Origin of the sequence: Streptococcus sp. 449_SSPC (assembly GCF_001073005.1) — a bacterium.
Lineage (GTDB): Bacteria > Bacillota > Bacilli > Lactobacillales > Streptococcaceae > Streptococcus > Streptococcus salivarius_F.
Genome location: NZ_JVGR01000018.1, coordinates 15,363 through 37,424, shown reverse-complemented (window position 1 = coordinate 37,424; position 22,062 = coordinate 15,363). Strand labels below are relative to the sequence as shown.

The window sequence follows — 22,062 nt, the reverse complement described above, 5'->3', positions numbered from 1 at the left end:
TTTATACCCACATAGTGATTATAAAATCAATAACTGTCCTTGTCAATTCTTACTTTCTAAAAATTTATGCAATAGCTCCTCATCAGGTGTCTGAGAATATCTTATACAGTAGTTAAAGTGAAACAACTGATTTAAGATATTTAAAATTGCTGAATCTATAAGTGAGAGACTAGGTTGTCTCAGCATTTTTGTCAATAAATAAGGCGTTACGGTCTCTAAGGACATCCTAAAATCCTCTATCGTTGGAAAATTATTACTTGGATAATGTTTCTTTACCCTTTCATACATAAACTCAACATCGTACAAATGCTCCACCTGGTCAGATAAAATATTCACGAACTTGCTATTTTCTTCATCAATCTTTAAATAGCCTTGGTCACTAGGAAATAAAATAAGGGTTAAGTTTGGATACTTTTTGACTATCTGACTAATTTGCTTATAAAAACTATCATATGATTCCTCTGAAATAAAACTATCAATATTTTTTAGCACAATGAGATATTTCTCTGTCGTTTGTGACAGAAGACGGTCTAACATTTCTAAAAAGAGGAATAGTTTATCAGTATTTGAAACCCATTCAAAAGATAAATTCTTGTTCTCAATGGCAAAAAATGGACTAAAGTTTTTTGAAAGTAGTTGATTTAGTGTCAGAGGTTGATTCTCTAAATGGTATTCCGCCTGACCGCTGTTTAAGTTTATATGCTGATTCATCGCTCCTTCTATGAGCTCAACTTGTTCATTTATTTTCTCCAAATAGGCTACAACATCAACCTGATTGACAATTTTACTAAGGTAACCCTGAGCAAGTGTTCCTTTCTTATATTCCATCTGCTCAAGTAAATCCTTAAAACATGAAATGTCGATATAGTGATAACCACTTTGTTTCACTATTTCTCCAGTCACATCAAGTATAGTAGGCTCCTCATAATCAAAAATACTTAAGTCCTCACTTGAGTATTTTTTTCCACCAAAATACCAGCTCAAAATCTGCCAAATATAATATTTGAGTTCTTTATTCTGACCAACAATTTGTGTGATTGCACCAATATTCAATTCAATACGTTCCTTGTAAGGATGTTGTACAAAAAATTTCATATAACCACCAACTTATTATCACTGACGATTTCTTCTTGCTTAGTTTTGCCACCTATGATTAATGTCATTTCTGAAAATTGCTTTTCAGTAACCGCCAAAAGTCTCACATTTCCAGCAGGTAGATTGCTCATCTTTAGTTTCTTATAAAATTTATTTGCAAAGCTTCTATTAGGACAAGTGCGATAATAGACCGAAAATTGTAACATTTCAAACCCATTTGAAATTAATTCTTTACGAAAATTTCGATAGATTCTTTTTTCATCCTTGGATTCCATTGGCAAATCAAAAAAACATAATAATCTCAACGCTTCATACCTCATCTTATTTTCTCCACTCTAAACTTGATACCACTGGGCAGTGAAATTTACTACTATCTTTTTCCGAAATATATTTGATAAAGCCTTTGACATATTTGTCCATAGCAACTGTCACTGAGCAAGTCTCTTTGCCATATTTGATTTTAGCATTGAGTAAATCTGTCAATCTCAACCTATACTCATACTTAAGGAATTCTTGATCTCGTAGATTATCATAAACCCAAACATCTACAATCTGTCTAAATGGCTCCATCAAGTCATCAACCAAATTAAACTGATTGTATTCATTTTTATGGAAGATTCCTAATAGTCCATTTAAACCATAACCCGCCACTATTCTAGCCATCTGTGCCCTCATGATAGCGTAGCCATAGTTTAAGCCAGCATTGATAACATCAGCCTCTTGCTGTGTTACTCTGACAAATTCTTTACCAAAAAGTTCATTAAAGTAGACCTTGGCAGCATGTCCCTCTCTATTGGTTCTATCACCAGGTTCTATCTGCTCTTTATAGTCTGAAAGTAATCTAATGTTATCCAGACTTTTTTCAAACATGGCTAGGACATCCTCTTGGTTATTGATTTTATAGTAAGTCACAATCTGCCACGCCTTATCCTTTTGCTTCTGCGTCCAGTCCATCTGTTCTTTCAAGCGCTTGTAGGCTCTAAAATGCCCATTTTGCGAGTGATAAATCCCTGTTGGTAAATGTTCGTTATCACAGACAACTAAGGCAATATTATATTTACTTAGGGCACTTAATAATCGAAGAGTAACAACTGTATCCCCACCTTCAGCAACTATTATCGAAATATCACTAAGTGGCACCGTAAACTCTTGACCCATCTTTTTCACTAACAAGTTATCAAGCTTTAAGCGCATCTTCTCACTTTGACTGACATGTACAACTCTCCAAGTCATTTCTTCTCCTTTTTAAATAACGAAAACACCCTGCCATAAAATGACAGGGTGTTGATTTCGGCATGAAGCCTTATCTTTGTAGCTTCTGCAAGATTTAAGTAACTGTGTAAGGCGTCCCTTACACGATTATTATAGTATATGATAACTATAATTGCAACACTTTTTAACAATTAATATTAAAAATCTAGCTTAGGCTTATCACCCTCATTTTTGATGATATGCTGATTTCCTAGGACATCTGTTCTTACTTTGTAAATAGAAAGATTTTCTATCTGCATATTCTTTTGCAATCGATTAGAAGAAGGAGGTACCTTTCCTAATACCTTAAGTTCTTCTCCTTTCTCGAATCTTGTTTTTTCATAAGGTTTTAATTCTAATTTATGCTTTTCAAAACTTTTTGGATTATCCTTTCCAGTACGAGACCAAAATCTAAAGATTTGTTGACAATTTGTTTCAGTATCCTTAATTAAAATTAAATCATTCTTATACAGTGTAAACTTAAATTCTGAATTCTTACCAATTCCTTCTTTCTCTCTTATTTTATTATACTTAACTTTTGAAATACCGTAAGAACCTCCTTTTTCGAAACACAAATCTGCATACTTTAATCCTAAGAATTCATATTTTCTTGTTTCTGTATTGTAGTATACATCTGTTCTCCAAGGATTCAAAGATAGTAAAGCTACAGGATTTTTACTTTCTGAGGGAGTTATATCAACAAATCTTCCTAGGAGATTATCGTAGTATTTAAGACTCTTGATTTCTGGGCCATTGCCTTTTCGACTATACTTGCGAATAGGTCCATTTTCAATTCTATATTTTTCAAAAGGATTAAAATCAACCTCTTTTCCATTTTTGTCCTTTTCTTTAAATGGTCGATATTGTTCCAATATCTTCTCTATTACTTCATCCCAAGTTTTTCTATCCTTCTGATACATTAAGAATTGAGATTTATCCTTTTTGTATAAATCTAAAAACTTATAAAATCCCGTTTTAGAAGGAGTTTTTGTCCCTAAAGCATAGATATCTTTTATTTTCCCCAAAGTATAAGTGTATTCTTTTTTCTCTTTATCTAATTTCGCTTTTCTTGTTGCGTAAATTGTTGCATCAGAAATCTTTCGATTAAACTTAGAATCCACTTGATATGAGAATAAGATACTGTCTTCAAATTCTTTACTCTTTAACGTATCAACAAAATGTTGATAAGGGGCTTTGAATACAGATTCCTTGTACTCATCATCACTAATAAGTTCACCAGTTTCAATATCAAGTAGTTGGTTTTCTGAATAATTTACAAGAGTATTCTTTTGTTTTTTCCACAAATTCAACTGACTTGAAGCAGCAATGATCAGTGCATCAACAGCATGGTGATGATAGGTATCACGAGTCTTCTCAATTCCCCAATGGCGTCTCAATTGAGATGTGAATTGCCCACGAACCACGGAAACTTTTGTATCAATCTTGTGAGCTCTAAAGTGTTCTTGAAGGGCATTGAGGACAACTCTTGAAGCATATCTTGTATCTACAAGGTTTCGTTCAATAAATTTCTTTCGAACATCAAATTTTGAAATATCCTCTTCCGTAAGAAGATATTCTTTTTTCTTATTTGAAAGAGTTTTTGATTCACGGACAAAGGCTTTTAATTCACGGAAAGACCATGCACCATCCATACTATCTAAAGCCTGGTAAGGTGTTCGTTGTCCTTTTTCTTGGTTAGCAGTTGCATAAACCAAAACCTTATTGGCAAGGCTATCATCAAAGGTAATAGAGAGAGGTAAAATATGATCTATTTCAAATTGATTAGGATTATTAATCAAATCATGAATTGAAATTGTTTTACCAGTATAAAGGCAACGTTCTCCTTGCTGATGCCAGAGACGGATTTTGGTTGCTAATTGCTTATGACCGTGGAAAACACTATGTGGTAATTCAGCCTTTCCATTATATTGGTTGGCAGCCTTAAGCATGGCTGCATCCTTTTCATCTTTATTAGCTTTTTGAATCTTTTGAATAGCTTTCTTTTCGTCATCTTCATTTGTTTCACGAGCCATTTCGATGACAATATTGTCAAAGTCACCATATTCTTTGATTGCCGCATTTACGATTTTAATAGCTTGACGAACAGACTTAGCAACAACAGGATTGTAGATTTCTTCAGTTAGTTGTTTCTCATCAATATATTTGGCTTTATTTGAAGACGAAGTTGTTTTTTGTTTTCCAAGTCGTGTCAGAATAGTCATTTGTTCTTCTGTCGTTGCATACAATTCTGGAATTAACTCCATCATCAACTTGACAGAAAAATTATGCCAGCCTTTTCCAAAGATGGAACTATTTGCTTTGCGAAATTGAACAAATTCATCAATTTGCTCCTGACTGAAGGTACCATCAGCAAACTCATGCTCTATCGCTTCTTGGATACCTTCCTTCTCCGTATTTAATGTTAAGACATAGGCCAACTTATCAAGTTTTTCTCTCTCCATTTGCTCAACATCAATGGTTTCAAGCGTCTTCATTTTTCGGTAAGCTTCGAAAGTATGAATTTCTGGTTTGTCTGATTTGTCGATACGATATCCCTTGATATCCGCAACATCGCAAGCAAGTAGTTTAGCGATATACTTAAAGAGTTTCGCTGGACCCATCGCCTTTTCATTTTTGACATAGGTAATGATTTGATTCTTCTGTTCTACACTTAACTTCTTGGTTTCTGTTGGAACGGTTAGATTGTTCAAATCATTTAGCAAATTGAATTCTTGAGCCGTGTAGGAAGCTTTTGCTGCTCTAAACTCTTCTGGATAAAATGTACATTTCCCAATTAGAATTCCAAAAATATTGTCTAAAGTTTCTCCAGATGTTCTATAACGACCATAGTCAGTTCTTGATTTCTCATTTCCTGGTCCGTGATAATATTTACGTTTTCCAGTTAGAATTTGGAGATAACTATTAATAAATTCATCGGTAATCTGTGGATTAAATTCTTGTTGGGTTTGCAGTATTCTCAGTGCTTCTGCTCGATAAGCTGATGTTGGAAAGACATTAATTAAGCGATGTTTTTTTCCATCCTCCTCAATAGTAAAATCACCACGTAATTGACCATATTTTTGATAGCGTTCCAATTGAATCTGGCCTGGTGTTTTTGTTTCTAATTGTTTGCTGTTCTCTTTGACAATTTGTGCATAGTCACCTACTGATGAATTTCCGTCATCACTTGCATCATCAAGATAACTAATCCCACGGTGTTTCACCATATTTTTAAGAGCGATAAACAATTCTTCATTAGACAATTCATCGGTCAAACCCTTAACTCGCAATTGATATGGGTTTAGATTGATTGAAACCTTCGTAAAATCAGTGATTAATCCACTTTCTTCAAATATGTGATTTAAACGAACTCTACGATGTTTTTTACGTCGTGTCAATCGTCTTCCTTGACGATTTGTTCTACGTACTACATTATTCTCCGCTTGAGCTGCTGGGAAAATGCGTGAGTTCTTATGGATAATTTCTCCCGTCACTTTATTAAGGATACCTACACCAACAGAACCTATACCGATATCAAGTCCTAAAACTAAGTCGCTCATTTAAGAATCTCCTTATGCTTTTTTCTAATATTTTACAATAATATCTGAAAATTTACAACAAAATTTGTAAACGCTGTCTTTGTTTATATTTTAAAAAGCCAAGTTCAGTTGAACTGGCTTTTTCTTCTTGTATTAAAAACATTTGTCTAAGCTTCTTGTGCTAGGGCTGCTGCTTTTTCAAGGGCTTGATCGGTCGACTCACAGATATGGTCTGGTCCAATAGTTTGGATAAAGCCTGATTTTTCAAGCACTCTGTAGGGTTGAGCATTAACGTGAGAAAGAAGCAAGGTCATGCCACGTTTTTGGCAGATGGCCAGGGTTTCTTCAAGGGCATCTAGGCCTGAGATATCCATGGCTGGAACGTTTCGCATGCGTAGGATGAGAACATTCTTAGTTTCATCATTGATCACATTCAAGAAGTTATTGGCTGCACCAAAGAAGAGGGCACCAAAAACTTCATAGACGACAGCGTTTTTAGGAACTTGTTTCAAGTCGCTATCCTCGGACAAAACTGGATCGTCCAGATTTTCCTTGTCCACCCACTGACGAATTTGAGCCACGTCGGACATGCGTTTGAGGAAGAGGAAGGCTGCTAGGACCATACCAAATTCGATGGCAACTACTAGGTCAAAGAAAACGGTTAAGACAAAAGTCACTAGCAGAACCGCCACATCACTCTTAGGGGCACGTTTGATCATACGACCAACTGTACGCCAACCACTCATGTTATAACCGACAATCATAAGGATTGAGGCCAGACAGGTCATAGGAATCAATGAGGCGTAAGGCATGAGGAAGAGTAAAATCAGAAGCAGGGTGAAGGCATGAACCATACCTGCTACTGGTGTTCGTCCGCCATTTTTGACGTTGGCTGCGGTACGGGCAATAGCACCCGTTGCCGGAATCCCGCCAAAGAGGGCTGACATGATATTCCCGACACCTTGGCCGACCAATTCTGCATTAGAGCGGTGATTACCACCAATCATGCCATCTGAAACCACACAAGAAAGGAGCGATTCAATGGCAGCAAGTATCGCAATGGTGAAGGCTGGCGAAATCATCTGGCGAATCAAAGAAAATGATAGGTCAGGAACCGTAAAACTTGGGAGTCCCGCCTTGATGGTGTAAAGGTCACCAATGGTTTTGACGGGGAGATGACCAAAAGCAACGATAGCTGTGGTCACAAAGATAGCAACCAGAGAACCCGGAATTTTCTGAGAAAGGCGTGGCCAAAAGATTTGAATGAGCAGGGCTAAAATACCGATAGCTAGAGTCGCCCAACTAATACTCGAAAGATGCTCTCCATAGGCAATCATCTTTTCCAGAAACTCAGCTGGCACCGACTTCATCTCAAGGCCTAGAAAATCCTTAATCTGTCCAGCCACAATCCCAACGGCAATCCCCAAGGTAAAGCCAAGTGTGATGGTTTTGGGAATGAATTTAATCAGGTCGCCAAAACGCAGGAGCCCCATGATAATAAGCATGAGTCCCGCCATGAGCGTGGCAACAGTCAGACCCGCCATGCCATACTGGGCGATGATGCCATAGATGATGACAACGAAGGCTGCGGTAGGTCCACCAATCTGAACTCGGCTACCTCCTAAAAAGGAAATAAAAAAACCTGCAACCACTGCTGTGTATAGACCTTGTTCGGGATTAACACCAGAGGCAATCGCTAGAGCAATCGACAAGGGCAGGGCAATGATAGCCACGATAACTCCTGCAATCAGGTCCTTGATGAACTGTCCCTTGGAATAAGTCCTGATGGTAGTGAAAAATTTGGGTGTGATATATTTTAAAGCGTCCATTTTTTCCTCCTAACTACTATCCTAAAACTCTTTAACTCAGTGAAATAACTCTTTTTCAATGAGTGTCAGACGCTTATCAATTTTACAATCTTATGATAGCATAGGAAAAGCTCATTTTCTAGGGGATTGAGGGATTTAAAGCTATTATTTCAAGAATTTTTTAACTTTCTTAGTTTAGAAGTGAAGGTATCAAAAAACAAGTCCAGACTATGGACTTGTTTTGAAAGATTCATTATAGATTACCAACTTGTTGGCAAGGAAATCGGAATGTTAAGTTTAACCTTCATCTTGCTATTGGTCACAGAGGCTTGCTCAATTTCATAGCCGATTTCAGGAAGCTTGAGCTGAATTTGGTCATTAACCATTTGAATACCACTGCTGGACTGGGCAATGCTCTTCTTGAGGTAAGGCAGAACCAGTGATTTTGAAACTGGAAGGCGACCCAGGTGGGCACCTGCCAAATCTAGTAGGATGACTTCCTTGTTAGTGCTGACCGTAAAATCAAGGCTAAATGTTGATCCGATAGGCCCAAGAGATACGGGAACCTTAGCTGTTAGATAGGAATCATTCAACTCTACGCTACTGTTTTGCAAGGTCTCGTCATTAGAATCAGCCATGCTTGCTTTTAGGATTTGACGAAACTGATTACTGTCAAGATTAATCTCAGTTGAAACCCCGCCTGATGAAAGGGACGCCCCACCAATACCAGCCTGGGCTAAATCAGCAAGGGATGTTTGTGTTGATACATTTTTTAATTGGTCCTGACTGTCGATCTTGTCCGGAATAAGTAGAGCCGCCACTGCAAAAAAGACCACAATGACGAGGACAATGAGTCGTTTAAACCATTTCCACATAGGGATACCTCATTTCAATTTTTCACTTTTGACGTCTATTGTACTGTAATCAAGGGAAAAAAGCGAGTAAGAACTGGAAATTCTCTCATATTTTCTTAATGCAGGAGATATGGCTCCAGAACTTCAAAGACTTTTAAGTAAGCATTGGCATAAAGGTGGACGCCGTCATAGGTGTGCTCAGCCTTCTGCTCTTTTCTATCATTGACCAGCTCAGCATTACAATTAATGAAGTGGCAGCCATAGGTTTTGGCGATTTCCTCAAGAGCCTGGTTACAGCGGTCAAGATTTTCAGGAGTCCGCAGTTTCATCCACTGGATAGATGCCGGTGTCTGCCAAGGCAGATGTAGATTGGCTGGGTAAAAAGCCATGAGGTAAATCTTGGTATGGGGCAAAATAGCAAATGTTTGCTCCAGAATTTGGCTGATATTTGCCGTCATATGTTGTAACCACTGAACTCCATAAGGCTCCTCGGTCATGTCATTGGTACCGATATTGATGAAAACCTTACTCGGTTGCAGATCCAAAAGCAGGGGATGGAGATGCTGGTGAAATTCATCCGTATTCAAACCACTGATGCCTCGATTGTAGATGATATCGTCGATACCTCTACTCCTAGCGATTTCACAAATGGGAAAAAGCTCCATGAGAGAGGAGCCCGTGAAAAGCGTCTCCCCCTTGATAGCGACCTCATTTAAGTACTGATAATTTTTAAGTTTGATTTCTTTTAATTCATCCATGATAACTTTCTTCTATATAATTTTATCTAAATGAGGGAGAAGGCAAAGAGCAACCCTACAACCGTATTGGCCAAGGCGTGAATAAAGACACTTGGAAGAATGGAGCCATTTGCTTTCTTTTCATTGATAGCACCCAAAACGAAAGCTATGAGACTAATAAAGGCAAAAATAGCCATAGCTTTTAGGTCACCGATTAGTTGGATAAACATATACCCATGGATGAGCCCAAATAAGAGAGACTGAACCAGATTTGCTCCTAGAAATCCTAGTTTTCCTTGCATCCTTTTTAATAGAAAACCTCTAAAGAAGATTTCTTCAGGCAAGGCAGTCCCTAAGATAGCGTAGGCTAGAATAGCAGGAAGAGCTCCAATTCCCTTTCCAGAAAAATCTGCTGTGGCCGTTTTGCTAGAGTCAAACCAACTAAAGACTACAATCGAAAAAAGAGTAAAAAGTAGGGTAAAACCAAAAATGGTCAGTAGTAATTGCCTCTTCTTCTGACTCTCAACTTTCTTCAACCCAATCCAGTCAAAGAAACCGACCCTTTTCCTGCTCCAAATTAACCAAGTGATAAAAGGAACGACAGAGACTATGAGCAGTTCCATAATACCGCTCATCAGTTTAGACATAAATAGGGTCATGAGTTTGTCCTCCATTTCTATTCAAAAGACAGCTTCGTTCTTTTGAAAACGATTACCTTTACACCTTGATTATACTACTTTTAGGGGAAGAAAAAGCCCATTCTCACCAGTCTAGCCACATTTCTTTGGCACGAATCACACGGTCTTGCTTATAGTCAATATGGTAAACACGCCAACCACCAATCCAATCGTCCTTCAGCTTGTACTCAACACTTCCTTGAAGATCACTCCCCTTGCCCAAGAGTTTCTCAACTTCTTTTCTCGTCATGCCCTCAAGCTGATACTGCCGGTGAAAACTCCACATGAGTTTGTGTCGCATAGGAGCTGGTGTTTGAGCCCATTTTTCAGGAGTAAAAATCCGGTCTCGCGGGACAATGATTGCAAAATGAACCAGACAAATGATTTCAATAATTAAACAAAAGGCTTTTCGTCGTTTACGTCTGGTTTCTGGGGTAAGATATGCCATAGGACTACCTTACTTTCTCTTGTTTCCAATGGTCGTCCAAAATCACTGTGTGCTCTTTAGAAAAGTGAATAAGGATATCTCTGGCAACTTGTTGGGATACACGCGCGACATTTGTCAATTCTAATCCTAGCTTAGGTGTGTCATGTTCCAAGCGATACTTGTCATCCTCGTATTCAACAAAGATAAAGCTCATTGACTCTTTATCTCCATATGTAAGATAGAGACTATCGTAGGATACTGGAAGTTGCACCAAGGCATCCCAGATATCACTGTCACTTGGGTTTGTCATCGTCGCATAGTCTACCTGATCAGCTGTCGAAATACGCATGACAAGGCCTTCTGCTGCTTTCTTTTTAGGTGCAAGCCACTTAAACAAATGCATCGTTTTCCTCCTTTAGATGATGATTCCTTTTTGCTTGAGATTGTCCAGACATTCCTGTAAATAGGCAGTATCATGCTCTGGGTAAATGATGACTGGTAGCTTCTCCACTTCAATCTTATCGTAGGCTGGCATCTGCTTGCCTCGATACTCCTTGTCCAACCACTCTGGGCTGACACGATAGCCACGTTCCGCCATTTCTTGCATAATAAGCTCATGGTACTTAAACAAGCGATACGGTGAATAATCAAAAACATAGTTAACCGTCGCATGTTTGCGTTGCCATCCCTTACCACGAAGGGCACAACATTCTCGGTGCTGCCCTAATAATTGCTGACGGGGTAGTTTTGAAATCAAGGCTTGATGCCATAGTCTCATTTGCTACCTCCATTAATCAGAGTTGACTCCTCCAGATAGCGATTTGGGTACTTGATGAGGAGCTCTTTGACGGATGCCACCAAACACATCTGAGGAATTCGACCTGTCGCATAGCTTTCCAGTTGGGCCATAAACATTTCCTTCTCGTTGGCAGTCGCTTTTTTCTTAAAGTAACCCCAGATATGTTGGAAGGCATTGACGACCTGACCAGGATTTTCAGGAAGGTCCAGGGCTTGATCAATGTAGGCCTGAACCTGATCCAAACTAACCTCATCATTCTTGAGATAGTTACGGATTTCTAAGTAAATCTTGTTTGAATGGCTGAGCACCAGGTACTTATTTGCTGCCCAAAGTCGCTCGCACTGGCGACGTGGATTGGTAGTTGTCATTAGGAATCTTCCTTCTTGCTTTTTTATCAGTATAGCATAGTTTAAATGGGGATAATAGATTATGCCTTTGAGAATTTGAAGAGTGATTTTCAACTATTTTCAGAAAAGGGATTTTGTTTGGTTTATGTATAAGCGTTTGCTATACTTAAGGTATCAAAGAAAGGAGACAAAGCCTATGACATTGTCCAAAAAACTCACACTTTCTCTTGCCTCTATGGCAGTTCTTGGTCTTTTAGCAGCCTGCTCAAACCAGAAAGCTCAAACACCTGAAAGCTCTGCTAGCACCCAACAAAGTTCAAGTAAGGTTTTATCTTCACAAAGTTCTGAAGTTTCTAAACAGACTGAAGGGCTAGATGGCACCTATAAAGGGACTGATGAAAATGATCGCATTACCCTAACCATCTCTGGAAATACTGGAACTTGGGAAGAGGACGAAGCAGATGGCGAGAAGGAAAGCAAGTCTGTAACAATTAACCCTGACAATCAAAGTCTAACGATTGGTGACGATACCAAATTCTACAAACTCGACGGTAATCAGCTGACTATTGAAGATGATGACCACGATCCAAATGATACGGTTATCTTGACGAAATAAAATTAAAAACCTTAGCCAATCCACTCTCTGGAATTTAGCTAAGGTTTTTTATGTTATACTATAGGCAGAAAGAAAACGAATACAAACAGGAGGTTGACGATGACTCAAAGAAGATTATGGGTGACGCTATTTGTTGTGTCGATTATTGTAACTCTTATTGGACTGGGATTTTCTGTCTATAACTATTATGTCTTTGATAAACCCTTTATGACCACGACTACAAAAGGTTTACTAGCAGCCTTTTTCCTGTGTGCGACAATGGTTGCCATCACCCTATCCAAATCAAGTAAGAAGTAAAGATATGAAAGAGGTATAAGTTTGTAGACTTATACCTCTTTTGATACAACATTACTTAATCTTGTGTTTATTCATTTTTTCTTCAAAGATGTCTCTCATGATTTTACGGAGCTCTTCTCTCTTTTTCAGCCTTTTGATGATGAAATGTATCCTTGGCCAAACGAGTCACCTCCTAAAAATGAAACTGTGTCATTATATCAACTGATAGGAAAGAAAAGCTCCCACCGAAATTCAGTGGGAGGTTCAACTCTAATTCTATGATTTTCTCATGGCCACCAGCCAAAAGGCTACTAGAATTTCGAAAATAACAAGAAGGACAATCTGAGTGAGTGAACTCTGAACCAGCATAAGGACAGCCAGACTATCGATCAGCATATGAGCGAGGATACAAGGAACAGCTCCTCTCGAGTACTCTTTAAGAGCTCCCAAAAGAAAGGTATTCCCTAAAATCATCAGGTAAAAGATGAGATAGTTGGACGAGCCTGCTGTAATCCAAGGTAGTTGATAGATAGGGATATGCCAGAGGAACCAGATAATGGAAAGAACCATCATTTTAGTTATAAAGTGCTTACTAAAGTAAAGATGTTCTTGTAAAAACCAACGCCAACCGACTTCTTCCAGACCGCCATATAAAAAGGTCCAGGGGAGATATAGGAAGAAGGCTAAGAGGGAGTTCCCAGTAAAGCGAACATTCATGAGCAGGATTGAAATCCCATAATAGATGACGGGGATGATGAAAGCTAGGATCCAGGATAGGTGACTTTCTTTTTGAAGAAAGACCTTTTTGAAAAAATCGCCCAAAGATTTGACTTCACTCAACACAAGAGAAAAGATAGCCGCCATAATCAGGGGAATACAGTTCATTAGGATAAACAGTAGAGAGTCACCTGTGCTCTTTCCATCTGGGAAACACCAAAGGATAACTTGCCCTACTATAAATGTAGCAAGGAGGGCAGTCAGTGCATACCAGATAGCGACTGATTTTTTTGAAATAAATTTGCTCATTTTTCCTCCGTTACGGGATAATAAATCAGATAGATCTCACCTTAATCCGCATCGACTCAAAGATGGTATTGTTCACAATCTTTATAAATCTTACTTAATCTTGTGTTTGTTCATTTTTTCTTCAAAGATAGCTGTCATGATTTTACGTAGCTCTTGGCCTTCTTTTTCAGGAAGGTCCCCTTGGCGTTTAGCTACTGCGTAGAGTTCAGGGTATTGCTTGGCTACACGCTCCACCGTCTTGGTCGTCGCATGCCCTCTGACAAAGAAAGGAATACGTTTAATCCATTCTTGCGGTACGAGAGCGAGCAACTTCTTAGCCGCTTCCTTGTCAGAAATCTCAGCTGTACTCAAACCTTTTTCGATTTGCTTTTGTTCTTGTTCTGTAAAATCTTTTAATTCCATTACTACTTCCTCTTTATCTTTATATAGTAGATTTTACACCCATGCATGAGAATATACAACTGATTGGGATTGATGGACAAGACATGAAAGCTAGACTCATTTTTTTCCAAAAATACCATACAAAAAAATCTGATGAATTTGCTCAACCTCTGTCTCTAAATTGTCACTGTGGTCTAACTGATTTCCCATACCATTAAGAGCATCCATGACATTTAGGACAAGCTCTGTCGATAGGTCTTTAGCAATAAGGCCCTCTTCTTTTCCTAGCTCAATATAAGCACGATAGATATCACGTTTTTTTGCAGTGATCGCTTTCGCTAAGAGAGTTGAAAAAGTAGGTTCTTTCACCATTTTATCTTGAAAATAGTCCGAGATTTGCCGACTCATTTTCTCCTGACATAGAGAAAAAGCCTGGTTTAATTTTGTTTTAAAATCTAGATTACTATTTAAAATGTCCTCAGCTTGCTGTGTGACTTCTTCAAACAAGTCATTAACACAGAGAGCTACCAAATTATCTTTACTCCCGAAATAATTGTAGATAGAAACAGGAGATACTTCTGCTGCCTCTGCAATAGATTTTATACTAGTTTCCTTAAAACCTTTGTCTTTAAACAAACGCAAAGCTGCTTGAACAATCGCTTGCTTCTTTTTCTCAGTTGTCTTTTGATATTGATTCATGTGAACACCTCTGTTATAAACAATTGTAGCATAAGTTTGAAATATATGAATATATATTTCATTTTCCCTTGCTATTCTTACTAGCTTTCTCTATAATAAAGTTTGAATTTTAATCATGTATATTTCAAATTTTATTTTCAAAAATGGGAGAGAACATGCTCATTCAATATCTTATAAAGCAATCTAGAAAACCGAGTGGTCTTGTCGGTCGATTGATTACCAACATCTGGTCGTCCTATTTCAAAGAACTCAGCCTTTGGGCAATCAAACAAACCACTATCCCTAACAATAGTCGGATTTTAGAAATCGGCTATGGCGGAGGCAGCACTATTAAGAACCTTCTTGAGTTAGATAAAAATCTTGACATTCATGGTATTGATATATCTAAGGAGTCTTATCAAACTGCTAGACGAATTCATTCAGATGCTATAGAAAACGGAAGTGTTAAGCTGCGGATTGGTAATGTAGCAAACCTTCCCTACCAAAATAATGATTTTGATTTGGTATTTGCCATCCAGACACATATTTTCTGGGAGGATTTAAAACAGAGTTTTCAGGAAATCTATAGAGTCATGTCCAATCCTTCCACTTTGATTATTGCTTCCGAAAAAGAAAAAATAAAATATCATATGACAGATTATGGGACAAGCCATGAATTGATGCAGTTGTTAACAAGCATTGGCTTTTCAAAGATTGAAGAAAAGCAAAATTACAAATGGGTTGTGTATGTTGTCACTAAGAGTGATTAGGAAATTTAATAAAAAACTCCTTAATCAAATCTAATGTCTCAACCCTAGCAAAACACAAAGAGAAGACTAATTTAGTCTTCTCTTCATACTAGGTTGCGGAACATCAACAATTACTTTACTTTTATACCTCTAGTAAGTCCTATTCGTCCACAATTGCATCTTACAAATGGATACTTCTGTTAGAAGATAAGGAGATAAGGATCTTCAAGATAAGAAACAACTCTTGCTAAAAATTCAGCAGCTGGAAGGCCATCGATGACTTGATGGTCGAAGCTCAGACTCAATGGAAGATAGTCTTTTTGAACAACCTCTCCCTCCTCATTAAATGCTAAAGCTTGTTGAGTTGCTCCTACACCAAGGATTGCCACCTCTGGGGAATTAAGGATTGGTGTGAAGTATTCTACACCTGGCCCCCCTAGGTTCGTAATTGAGAAAGTAGAACCACTATATAGGTCAGATGCAAGTGTACCTTTTCGAGCTTGATTAGCCAAAGTCTTAATGCTTTGACCAAGATCTGCTAAAGTCATACGATCTGCGTCTTGAATCACAGGAACAACCAAACCATCATCCAAAGCTGTTGCCATACCAATATGAATGCGTTCGTGAATCTTATGAATTCCGCCACCATACCAAGCATTCAAAGCTGGAAAATCTCTCAAAGCTTTGGTTACTGCTTTAGTTAATAGAGTTGTGATACCTAGTTCACCATTTTCAAGTGGAGTATGTACCTTGGCCTTAAGTTCTTTACGGAATTTCAAAAGCTCAGTTAAATCAGCCTTACGATGGAGTGTCACTTGAGCAGAAGAATGAAGACTGTTCATCATACGTTCGGCAATAATCTTACGCATGCCTTCGAGTCCCTCACCGTATTGTCCTGTGGCCATAGCTTGTGTTAGAGGTTCAACGACCTTATCAGCAACAAGACTTGGTTGGTAAGATTCTACATCACGTCTTGTAATACGACCATTTCCACCTGTTCCTTTAATAAGGGAGATATCATAGCCTTTCTCAGTAGCCATCTTACGAGCTACCGGTGTAATGAAAATTCGTTCCCCACTAGTACGAGCTATAGGTGCTGTAGTAGATTTAGGACTAGACGGTGTTGGATCTTTAGCGACTTCAGTTGGAGCTTCCTCTTGTGCAGGAGCTTCTTGGGTTCCTACATTTTCTCCTTCCTGGCCAACCCATCCAACAACTTCTTTACATTTAACTGTAGCACCTTCACCATGCACAATGTCAAGAACAACCCCAGAAGCAGGGGATTCGACTTCACTAGTCAATTTTTCAGAACTAATTTCCAATAAAGGCTGACCACTTGTTACTGTATCACCAACTTGGACCAACCACTTTTGAATGAGTCCTTCAGTCATGGTTAGGCCGAGCTTGGGCATTAAAATTTCTGTTGCCATAAGCGCCCTCCTATCCTTTCAAGTCCTGAATCAATTCATCAGCTACTTTCAAAACCTTATCCGCATCCGGGATATAGGCTTGTTCTAAGTTTGTCGCAAATGGAACAGGAGTATTTGGTGCACAAACACATTTCACTGGTCCATCAAGATAATCAAAAGCTTTATCTGAAACTACAGATGCAATATCAGTTGCAGTATTGTTATGCGGGTTTGCCTCATCCACAATAACCAAACGACCCGTTTTCTTCACGGAATTTAACACTGTTTCTTCATCCCATGGAGCAACTGTACGAAGATCAATCACTTCTACAGAAATGTTGTCTTTTGCTAAACGATCTGCGACCTCATAAGCTACATACAACATCTTACCAATTGTCACAATTGTTAAATCCTTACCTTCTCTACGAACGGCAGCCTTACCAATTGGTACAGTATAGTATTCTTCTGGCACTTCCCCTTTTAAGCCATAGAGGGTTTTGTCCTCAGAAAAAATAACAACATTATCATCTTCAATTGACGCCAATAGTAAACCTTTAGCATCATATGGTGTAGCAGGAACAACTACCTTAATACCTGGAATAGATCCAAAGAGGCCGTAATATGAGCCGGAGTGTTGAGCCGCAGCTGAAGCACCCGCACCGTGCATAGTACGCACAACCATCGGAACTTTAGCTTTTCCTCCAAACATGTAACGCATCTTAGATGCCTGTCCTAATAGGGCATCAAAACAGAATCCAATAAAATCATTAAACATCAACTCTGGTACAGGTCTTAGTCCCGTAAGCGCCATCCCCACCGAAGCTGATAAATAGCCGTGCTCAGAAATCGGAGTATCAATAACACGTTCCCTGCCATATTTCGGCATCAATCCTCGTGTGATACCCATGACACCGCCCCAGGCATCCTCGTTATTATTTTCTAAGTGTTCAACATTAACACCACCTGCGATATCCTCTCCTAGAAGAACAACTCGCTCGTCTCTTTCCATGGCTTGATCGAGCCCTTCATTGATGGCTTTCATAAATAATGTTTCTCTAGTCATTATGAATCCTCCTCAATCAGTCTGCAAATACGTCTTCGTAGAGAGCTTCTTCTTTTGGAATTGGGCTCTCTTGAGCAAAGTGGATTGCATCTTCAACATCTTTTTGTGATTGGGCAACAATCTCATCCAATTCATCTTGGCTAAGGATACCCTTTTCAGTTACAAGGTCACGAAATACTTCCAAGGCATCCACATCTGCCCATTCTTTTTCGATTCCATCTGGTGCTTTGTATTTTTGCTCATCTCCTTCGAAATGGCCATGGTTACGATAAGTAATAGCTTCAATTAACGTTGGACCATCTCCACGACGCGCACGTTCAATGGCCTCTTTAGCCACTTGATAAACAGCAAATAAGTCTTTACCATTAACGCGAACTCCAGGCATATTGTATGCTTGTGCACGTTCAGCAATTGTTGGTGAACCTGATGAGTACCATTGTGGTGTTGATTCTGCAAAAAGGTTATTTTCATTTACAAATACCACAGGTAGATTCCAAATAGAGGCCATGTTTAAGCACTCATGAAAATTACCTTCGTTGGCAGCACCGTCACCAAAGAAACATACAGCAACATCATCAGTCTTTAGATATTTGTTACGCATAGCAGCACCAGTCGCAAGACCAAAGCCTCCACCTACCATACCGTTAGCACCAAGGATTCCTTTATCCAAGTCAGCGATATGCATAGAGCCACCCTTACCTTTACCAAGCCCTGTAGACTTACCAAAGATTTCAGCCATCATTTTTTTAAGGTCTCCACCTTTAGCCACACAGTGTCCATGTCCTCGGTGTGTGCTAGTAATGTAGTCTTTATCAGTCAGGTTAGCACATACCCCAGTCGCAATAGCCTCCTCACCTGAGTAAAGATGAACAAATCCTGGAATTTGACCGATTGAAAAGAAATGTCGTGCATTTTCTTCAAAATTTCGAATATCGCACATAGTCTTATACATGGATTTAGCCTCTTCTTTTGAAACATTTTCCACACCAAGATCATGGGCAGTTTGAACCTTAACTTCTTCCTTGGTTAAGGTTTGTCCCTGATGTTTTTCTTTCATTAGGGCTTGTGGCAATTCTTGATAATGTGTCATATTGTTTCCTCCTTCTATAGAGAACTTTATAAAAAACAAATATTATTGACATATATAAATTTAAAAAAATGAAAATGACTACGCTAAACCTATCCATCGAGCTTAGGACCTTAAAATCAGTCTTGCAACTTCCTGAACCAACTCAGAAATTGTTGGATGTGCAAAAATAGTCTTATCAAGCTGATCAAGTGTTCCTTCAGCATCTTTCAAGACAATCAAGGATTGTAAAATATCAGTTGCATGTGGGCCAACGATAACGGCACCTAATAGTAGGTGATAGCGTTTTTCAGAGACAATTTTAACAAAACCTTTTGCTGAATTAGACGCAATTGCTCGACCATTATAAACATAAGGAAGTTGACCAACTGATATATCGTATCCTTGTTGAACCGCCTCCTCTTCTGACAAGCCAAAGGAAGCAATCTCTGGCGTTGTAAAGAGCGACCGTGGAACACTTGAATTATCCACCGGTTCCTCAGCCTGACGACAAATGGCTCGAACAGCTTTGATTCCCTCGCTACTAGCAACATGAGCTAACATATATCCAGGAATCAAATCCCCAATCGCATAAACACCTGATTGAGATGACTCGTAATAACTATCTACCTTTATAAAACCTTTTTCAGTCAGCTCCAAGCCCATCATTTGGGCTAACTCAATATTTGGCTTACGTCCTGTTGCTACAAGTAAGTTATCATAAGAGTAGGACTTGCCATTTGCTAGAATTACAGCATTTTCTTCAACTCTATCTATGCTAACTCCTTCCAGTATAGTAATTCCAAGTTGCTCCATCTTTTCTCTAATAATGGAACGTGCTTCGTCATCTTCAGTTGCCAAAATTGTTGGTGCAACCTCTATTACTGTCACATCCACACCTAGTGGAGCCATAGCAAAAGCTAACTCAACGGAAATAATACCCCCACCAATGATAACCAAACGTTGAGGAAGTTCCTTTAAGTTGAAAAAGCTATCTGTTGTCAAATAGTCAACATCGTTAATACCAGAAATAGGAGGAATAAATGGATGACTCCCCGTCGCCAAAATAACAGACTTACCTGAGACTCTTTCACCATTAACTTGGAAGGTTTTATCAGAAATATAAGCTGCCTCACCTTCAATATAGGTGATCCCTAATTGTTTAAAACTTGATTGAATACCAGACTGTAGTGTTGCTACGACTTGATCTTTGCGAGCAACAAGTTTTTGAAAATCAAGATTATCATTTAAAATTGTTACTCCATACTGAGAGGCTTCTTTAGCAGCTAATAGCCAATGAGCATGTTGAAGATAGGCTTTGGATGGGATACAGCCAACGTTCAAACAAGTGCCACCTATGGAGTTTTTCTCAATGACAGTTACCTTTTTACCTAAACGGGCAGCTTCTTCAGCAGCAACATAACCGCCAGGACCTGCCCCTATAATGAGAATATCACATTGACTCAAAACAATACTCCTTTCTAGAATGGAAGTCGGCTGTTAGCCTAACCACTTCAAGTAGGACAAAAACTCGGAGATGTTTTTGAAAGCGTTTTCTATACTTTGATTATAAAACTAATACTTATGAAAATCAAGTAATTCACTGAAAATGTGATGTTTTGGTAGTGAAAATATTCACAAGTAATGCAAACGTTTGCCATTCCCTATTCGGGATGACGTCAGCACTTATACTTTGCTGATTTTTATAGACACTAGATAAATACAAATCTCCCCTAATCATTAAATAATTCTTCAAAATGTTATAAAAAACACTCTAGCGTCTATAGCTTGTATAAAACTATAGAAATTAGAGTGCTTTTACTATTAGAAAGAATATGTATATGGAGTTAAAAAGGAATTTGAATTAATCTAAAGAAAGTTGATTTTTCAACTGAATAATATTATAAGAATATCGATTTGTAGTTATTTTGAAAGTAATCTTATAAGTGAGTAATTAGGAGTAGAATATGACAACTCTATTTTTTTGTAGAGTAGCTTTTGTAGCTTTTATGTGAAAAATCAATTGGCTATTTAATTATTTATCGTCCTTTTTAATCATATTTTTCACACCTTCGATAGCGCCTTCAACAGCATCTTTGGCATCTTCGGCAACTTCTTTCACTTTTGAGACTGCTTTTTCAGCAGCACCCTCTTTTTCTGTTTTTTTATCACCAGTTAATTTTCCGACACCTTCTTTAAATGCGCCTTTAGCTTGGTTGAGTTTTTCTTCTACTGACATAATTTTATCCTCCTTTGGACATAAAGATTGTTAAATATGAACGCTCTTCAATAATACATTCAAATTTTTAAGTATAACAAGATAAGTTAAATTATAGCTTTTGTGTTGAAGTCGAGTCATAAACAGCTTGAACACCCTCACTAACGTTATCTTTATTTGCTGATAAACCATTAGCTAGTCCATGTTTACCACTTTTTAAATTTATCAGCACTAAGTTTGCTAGTTGATTGGAGTCTTCCTATCGAAATATTGAAAATTATTCTTTTTTTCCTAAGAAAAATGATACTACTGCAACAACAATAACTGCCCCTAAAATTGATGGAATTAAGGCCATTCCAGCTAGTCTAGGTCCCCAAGAACCGAAGAGTGACTGTCCAACAGATGAACCAATTAAACCTGCAAAGATATTGGCAATTATTCCCATGGAACCTCCCTTTTTAGTGATTCCACCAGCAATAAAACCTATAAAGCCTCCGACAATAATAGCCCAAAGCATAATGTCTCCCCCTTTCTAAATAGAGGAAAGTTAGATTGTTTGGAAAATCAAACCATCTAAAGAGTTACATTTTAGCTAAAACATTTTTTATATTAATCTTAACAATCATAAGATTAATGTTAGTATATACCTGTTAATAACAGTATATGTTAATCAAATTGATAAGTCAATAAAAATGTTTGCGCTTACACGAAAATAGACATGAAAACCATCCTGGGATTTTGCAATCGCTTGTATGGTTTTACAATTTCTCTTATCTCATTTTTTTGTTAAAAGTCTACACATACTTCTACTATTATTAGGACTTCCTCTAAATGGATTGATTTATGAATTAAAAGTTTGATTAAACTGCTACATTCATATGATTGATTAGCATTTTAGCCACAAAAGAAAATAGCCCTAAGACGTTCGAGTGACGAAAGTAAAAATAAAATGTATAATTGAGACATGTAAACCCTTACACATTTTTCTTTAAATAGTAAGTATCTAACAAAATAGTATAAATAATACACCAAACACTGCATCACTT

At 38.1% G+C, this 22,062-nt stretch carries 24 protein-coding genes; 3 read left to right on the top strand and 21 right to left on the bottom strand.

Annotation, left to right across the window (positions count from 1 at the left end; genetic code table 11):
* Positions 1-42: 42 nt before the first annotated feature.
* The 12 genes from csn2-St to ADH51_RS03220 all read right to left on the bottom strand — a co-directional run bounded on the left by csn2-St (position 43) and on the right by ADH51_RS03220 (position 11,555).
* A complete protein-coding gene (gene csn2-St, locus ADH51_RS03275) occupies positions 43-1,095 on the bottom strand; it encodes a CRISPR-associated protein Csn2-St (protein ID WP_048674378.1) in 1,053 nt (350 codons plus the stop codon).
* A complete protein-coding gene (cas2, locus tag ADH51_RS03270) occupies positions 1,092-1,415 on the bottom strand; it encodes a CRISPR-associated endonuclease Cas2 (RefSeq protein ID WP_002946754.1) in 324 nt (107 codons plus the stop codon). Before cas2 ends, csn2-St begins: the two co-directional genes overlap by 4 nt.
* 1 nt (position 1,416) lies before the next feature.
* Entirely contained in the window at positions 1,417-2,328 is a 912-nt protein-coding gene (cas1, locus tag ADH51_RS03265; protein ID WP_048674375.1) for a type II CRISPR-associated endonuclease Cas1, read from the bottom strand.
* 176 nt (positions 2,329-2,504) lie between these two features.
* Complete coding sequence (gene cas9 / locus ADH51_RS03260; RefSeq protein ID WP_048674373.1) at positions 2,505-5,906, bottom strand: type II CRISPR RNA-guided endonuclease Cas9; 3,402 nt, start codon at positions 5,904-5,906, stop codon at positions 2,505-2,507.
* Between the two features lie 146 nt (positions 5,907-6,052).
* Positions 6,053-7,714, bottom strand: a complete 1,662-nt coding sequence (locus ADH51_RS03255) for a SulP family inorganic anion transporter (protein ID WP_048674372.1) — start codon at positions 7,712-7,714, stop codon at positions 6,053-6,055.
* 239 nt (positions 7,715-7,953) lie between these two features.
* Positions 7,954-8,568, bottom strand: coding sequence for a hypothetical protein (locus ADH51_RS03250; protein WP_048674370.1), 615 nt, complete (start codon positions 8,566-8,568; stop codon positions 7,954-7,956).
* Between the two features lie 95 nt (positions 8,569-8,663).
* Entirely contained in the window at positions 8,664-9,305 is a 642-nt protein-coding gene (locus tag ADH51_RS03245; protein WP_048674368.1) for a GDSL-type esterase/lipase family protein, read from the bottom strand.
* 26 nt (positions 9,306-9,331) lie between these two features.
* Positions 9,332-9,943, bottom strand: coding sequence for a CPBP family intramembrane glutamic endopeptidase (locus ADH51_RS03240; RefSeq protein ID WP_048674366.1), 612 nt, complete (start codon positions 9,941-9,943; stop codon positions 9,332-9,334).
* A gap of 103 nt (positions 9,944-10,046) precedes the next feature.
* Entirely contained in the window at positions 10,047-10,409 is a 363-nt protein-coding gene (locus ADH51_RS03235) for a hypothetical protein (RefSeq protein ID WP_048674364.1), read from the bottom strand.
* Between the two features lie 4 nt (positions 10,410-10,413).
* Complete coding sequence (locus tag ADH51_RS03230; protein WP_048674362.1) at positions 10,414-10,791, bottom strand: hypothetical protein; 378 nt, start codon at positions 10,789-10,791, stop codon at positions 10,414-10,416.
* Positions 10,792-10,803: 12 nt separating this feature from the next.
* A complete protein-coding gene (locus ADH51_RS03225) occupies positions 10,804-11,166 on the bottom strand; it encodes a TIGR02328 family protein (protein ID WP_048674360.1) in 363 nt (120 codons plus the stop codon).
* Complete coding sequence (locus ADH51_RS03220) at positions 11,163-11,555, bottom strand: YbgA family protein (RefSeq protein ID WP_048674358.1); 393 nt, start codon at positions 11,553-11,555, stop codon at positions 11,163-11,165. The genes ADH51_RS03225 and ADH51_RS03220 overlap by 4 nt, the downstream gene beginning before the upstream one ends.
* A 175-nt stretch (positions 11,556-11,730) precedes the next feature.
* Between ADH51_RS03220 and ADH51_RS03215 the strand changes: the two genes are divergently transcribed.
* Complete coding sequence (locus tag ADH51_RS03215; protein ID WP_048674355.1) at positions 11,731-12,150, top strand: SP_0198 family lipoprotein; 420 nt, start codon at positions 11,731-11,733, stop codon at positions 12,148-12,150.
* Between the two features lie 99 nt (positions 12,151-12,249).
* A complete protein-coding gene (locus ADH51_RS03210) occupies positions 12,250-12,447 on the top strand; it encodes a hypothetical protein (protein ID WP_048674353.1) in 198 nt (65 codons plus the stop codon).
* A gap of 255 nt (positions 12,448-12,702) precedes the next feature.
* Here the strand turns inward: ADH51_RS03210 and ADH51_RS03205 are convergent, their stop codons facing one another.
* From ADH51_RS03205 to ADH51_RS03195, 3 genes are all read right to left on the bottom strand, one after another.
* On the bottom strand, positions 12,703-13,452 hold the full coding sequence (locus ADH51_RS03205; RefSeq protein ID WP_048674351.1) for a CPBP family intramembrane glutamic endopeptidase: 750 nt from the start codon (positions 13,450-13,452) through the stop codon (positions 12,703-12,705).
* Positions 13,453-13,542: 90 nt separating this feature from the next.
* Positions 13,543-13,854, bottom strand: coding sequence for a hypothetical protein (locus ADH51_RS03200; protein WP_014633350.1), 312 nt, complete (start codon positions 13,852-13,854; stop codon positions 13,543-13,545).
* A 96-nt stretch (positions 13,855-13,950) separates the two neighbouring features.
* Complete coding sequence (locus tag ADH51_RS03195) at positions 13,951-14,532, bottom strand: TetR/AcrR family transcriptional regulator (RefSeq protein ID WP_048674349.1); 582 nt, start codon at positions 14,530-14,532, stop codon at positions 13,951-13,953.
* 155 nt (positions 14,533-14,687) lie between these two features.
* Between ADH51_RS03195 and ADH51_RS03190 the strand changes: the two genes are divergently transcribed.
* Positions 14,688-15,281, top strand: coding sequence for a class I SAM-dependent methyltransferase (locus tag ADH51_RS03190; protein WP_048674347.1), 594 nt, complete (start codon positions 14,688-14,690; stop codon positions 15,279-15,281).
* Positions 15,282-15,460: 179 nt separating this feature from the next.
* Here the strand turns inward: ADH51_RS03190 and ADH51_RS03185 are convergent, their stop codons facing one another.
* From ADH51_RS03185 to ADH51_RS03160, 6 genes are all read right to left on the bottom strand, one after another.
* Positions 15,461-16,690, bottom strand: a complete 1,230-nt coding sequence (locus ADH51_RS03185) for a dihydrolipoamide acetyltransferase family protein (protein ID WP_048674345.1) — start codon at positions 16,688-16,690, stop codon at positions 15,461-15,463.
* A gap of 10 nt (positions 16,691-16,700) precedes the next feature.
* Positions 16,701-17,732, bottom strand: coding sequence for an alpha-ketoacid dehydrogenase subunit beta (locus tag ADH51_RS03180; protein ID WP_002885911.1), 1,032 nt, complete (start codon positions 17,730-17,732; stop codon positions 16,701-16,703).
* A 16-nt stretch (positions 17,733-17,748) separates the two neighbouring features.
* Complete coding sequence (locus ADH51_RS03175) at positions 17,749-18,822, bottom strand: thiamine pyrophosphate-dependent dehydrogenase E1 component subunit alpha (RefSeq protein WP_048674343.1); 1,074 nt, start codon at positions 18,820-18,822, stop codon at positions 17,749-17,751.
* Between the two features lie 102 nt (positions 18,823-18,924).
* A complete protein-coding gene (gene lpdA / locus ADH51_RS03170; protein WP_002886094.1) occupies positions 18,925-20,265 on the bottom strand; it encodes a dihydrolipoyl dehydrogenase in 1,341 nt (446 codons plus the stop codon).
* Between the two features lie 568 nt (positions 20,266-20,833).
* Positions 20,834-21,037, bottom strand: coding sequence for a CsbD family protein (locus ADH51_RS03165; RefSeq protein ID WP_002886207.1), 204 nt, complete (start codon positions 21,035-21,037; stop codon positions 20,834-20,836).
* Between the two features lie 256 nt (positions 21,038-21,293).
* Positions 21,294-21,533, bottom strand: a complete 240-nt coding sequence (locus tag ADH51_RS03160) for a GlsB/YeaQ/YmgE family stress response membrane protein (protein WP_014634177.1) — start codon at positions 21,531-21,533, stop codon at positions 21,294-21,296.
* Between the last annotated feature and the right edge of the window lie 529 nt (positions 21,534-22,062).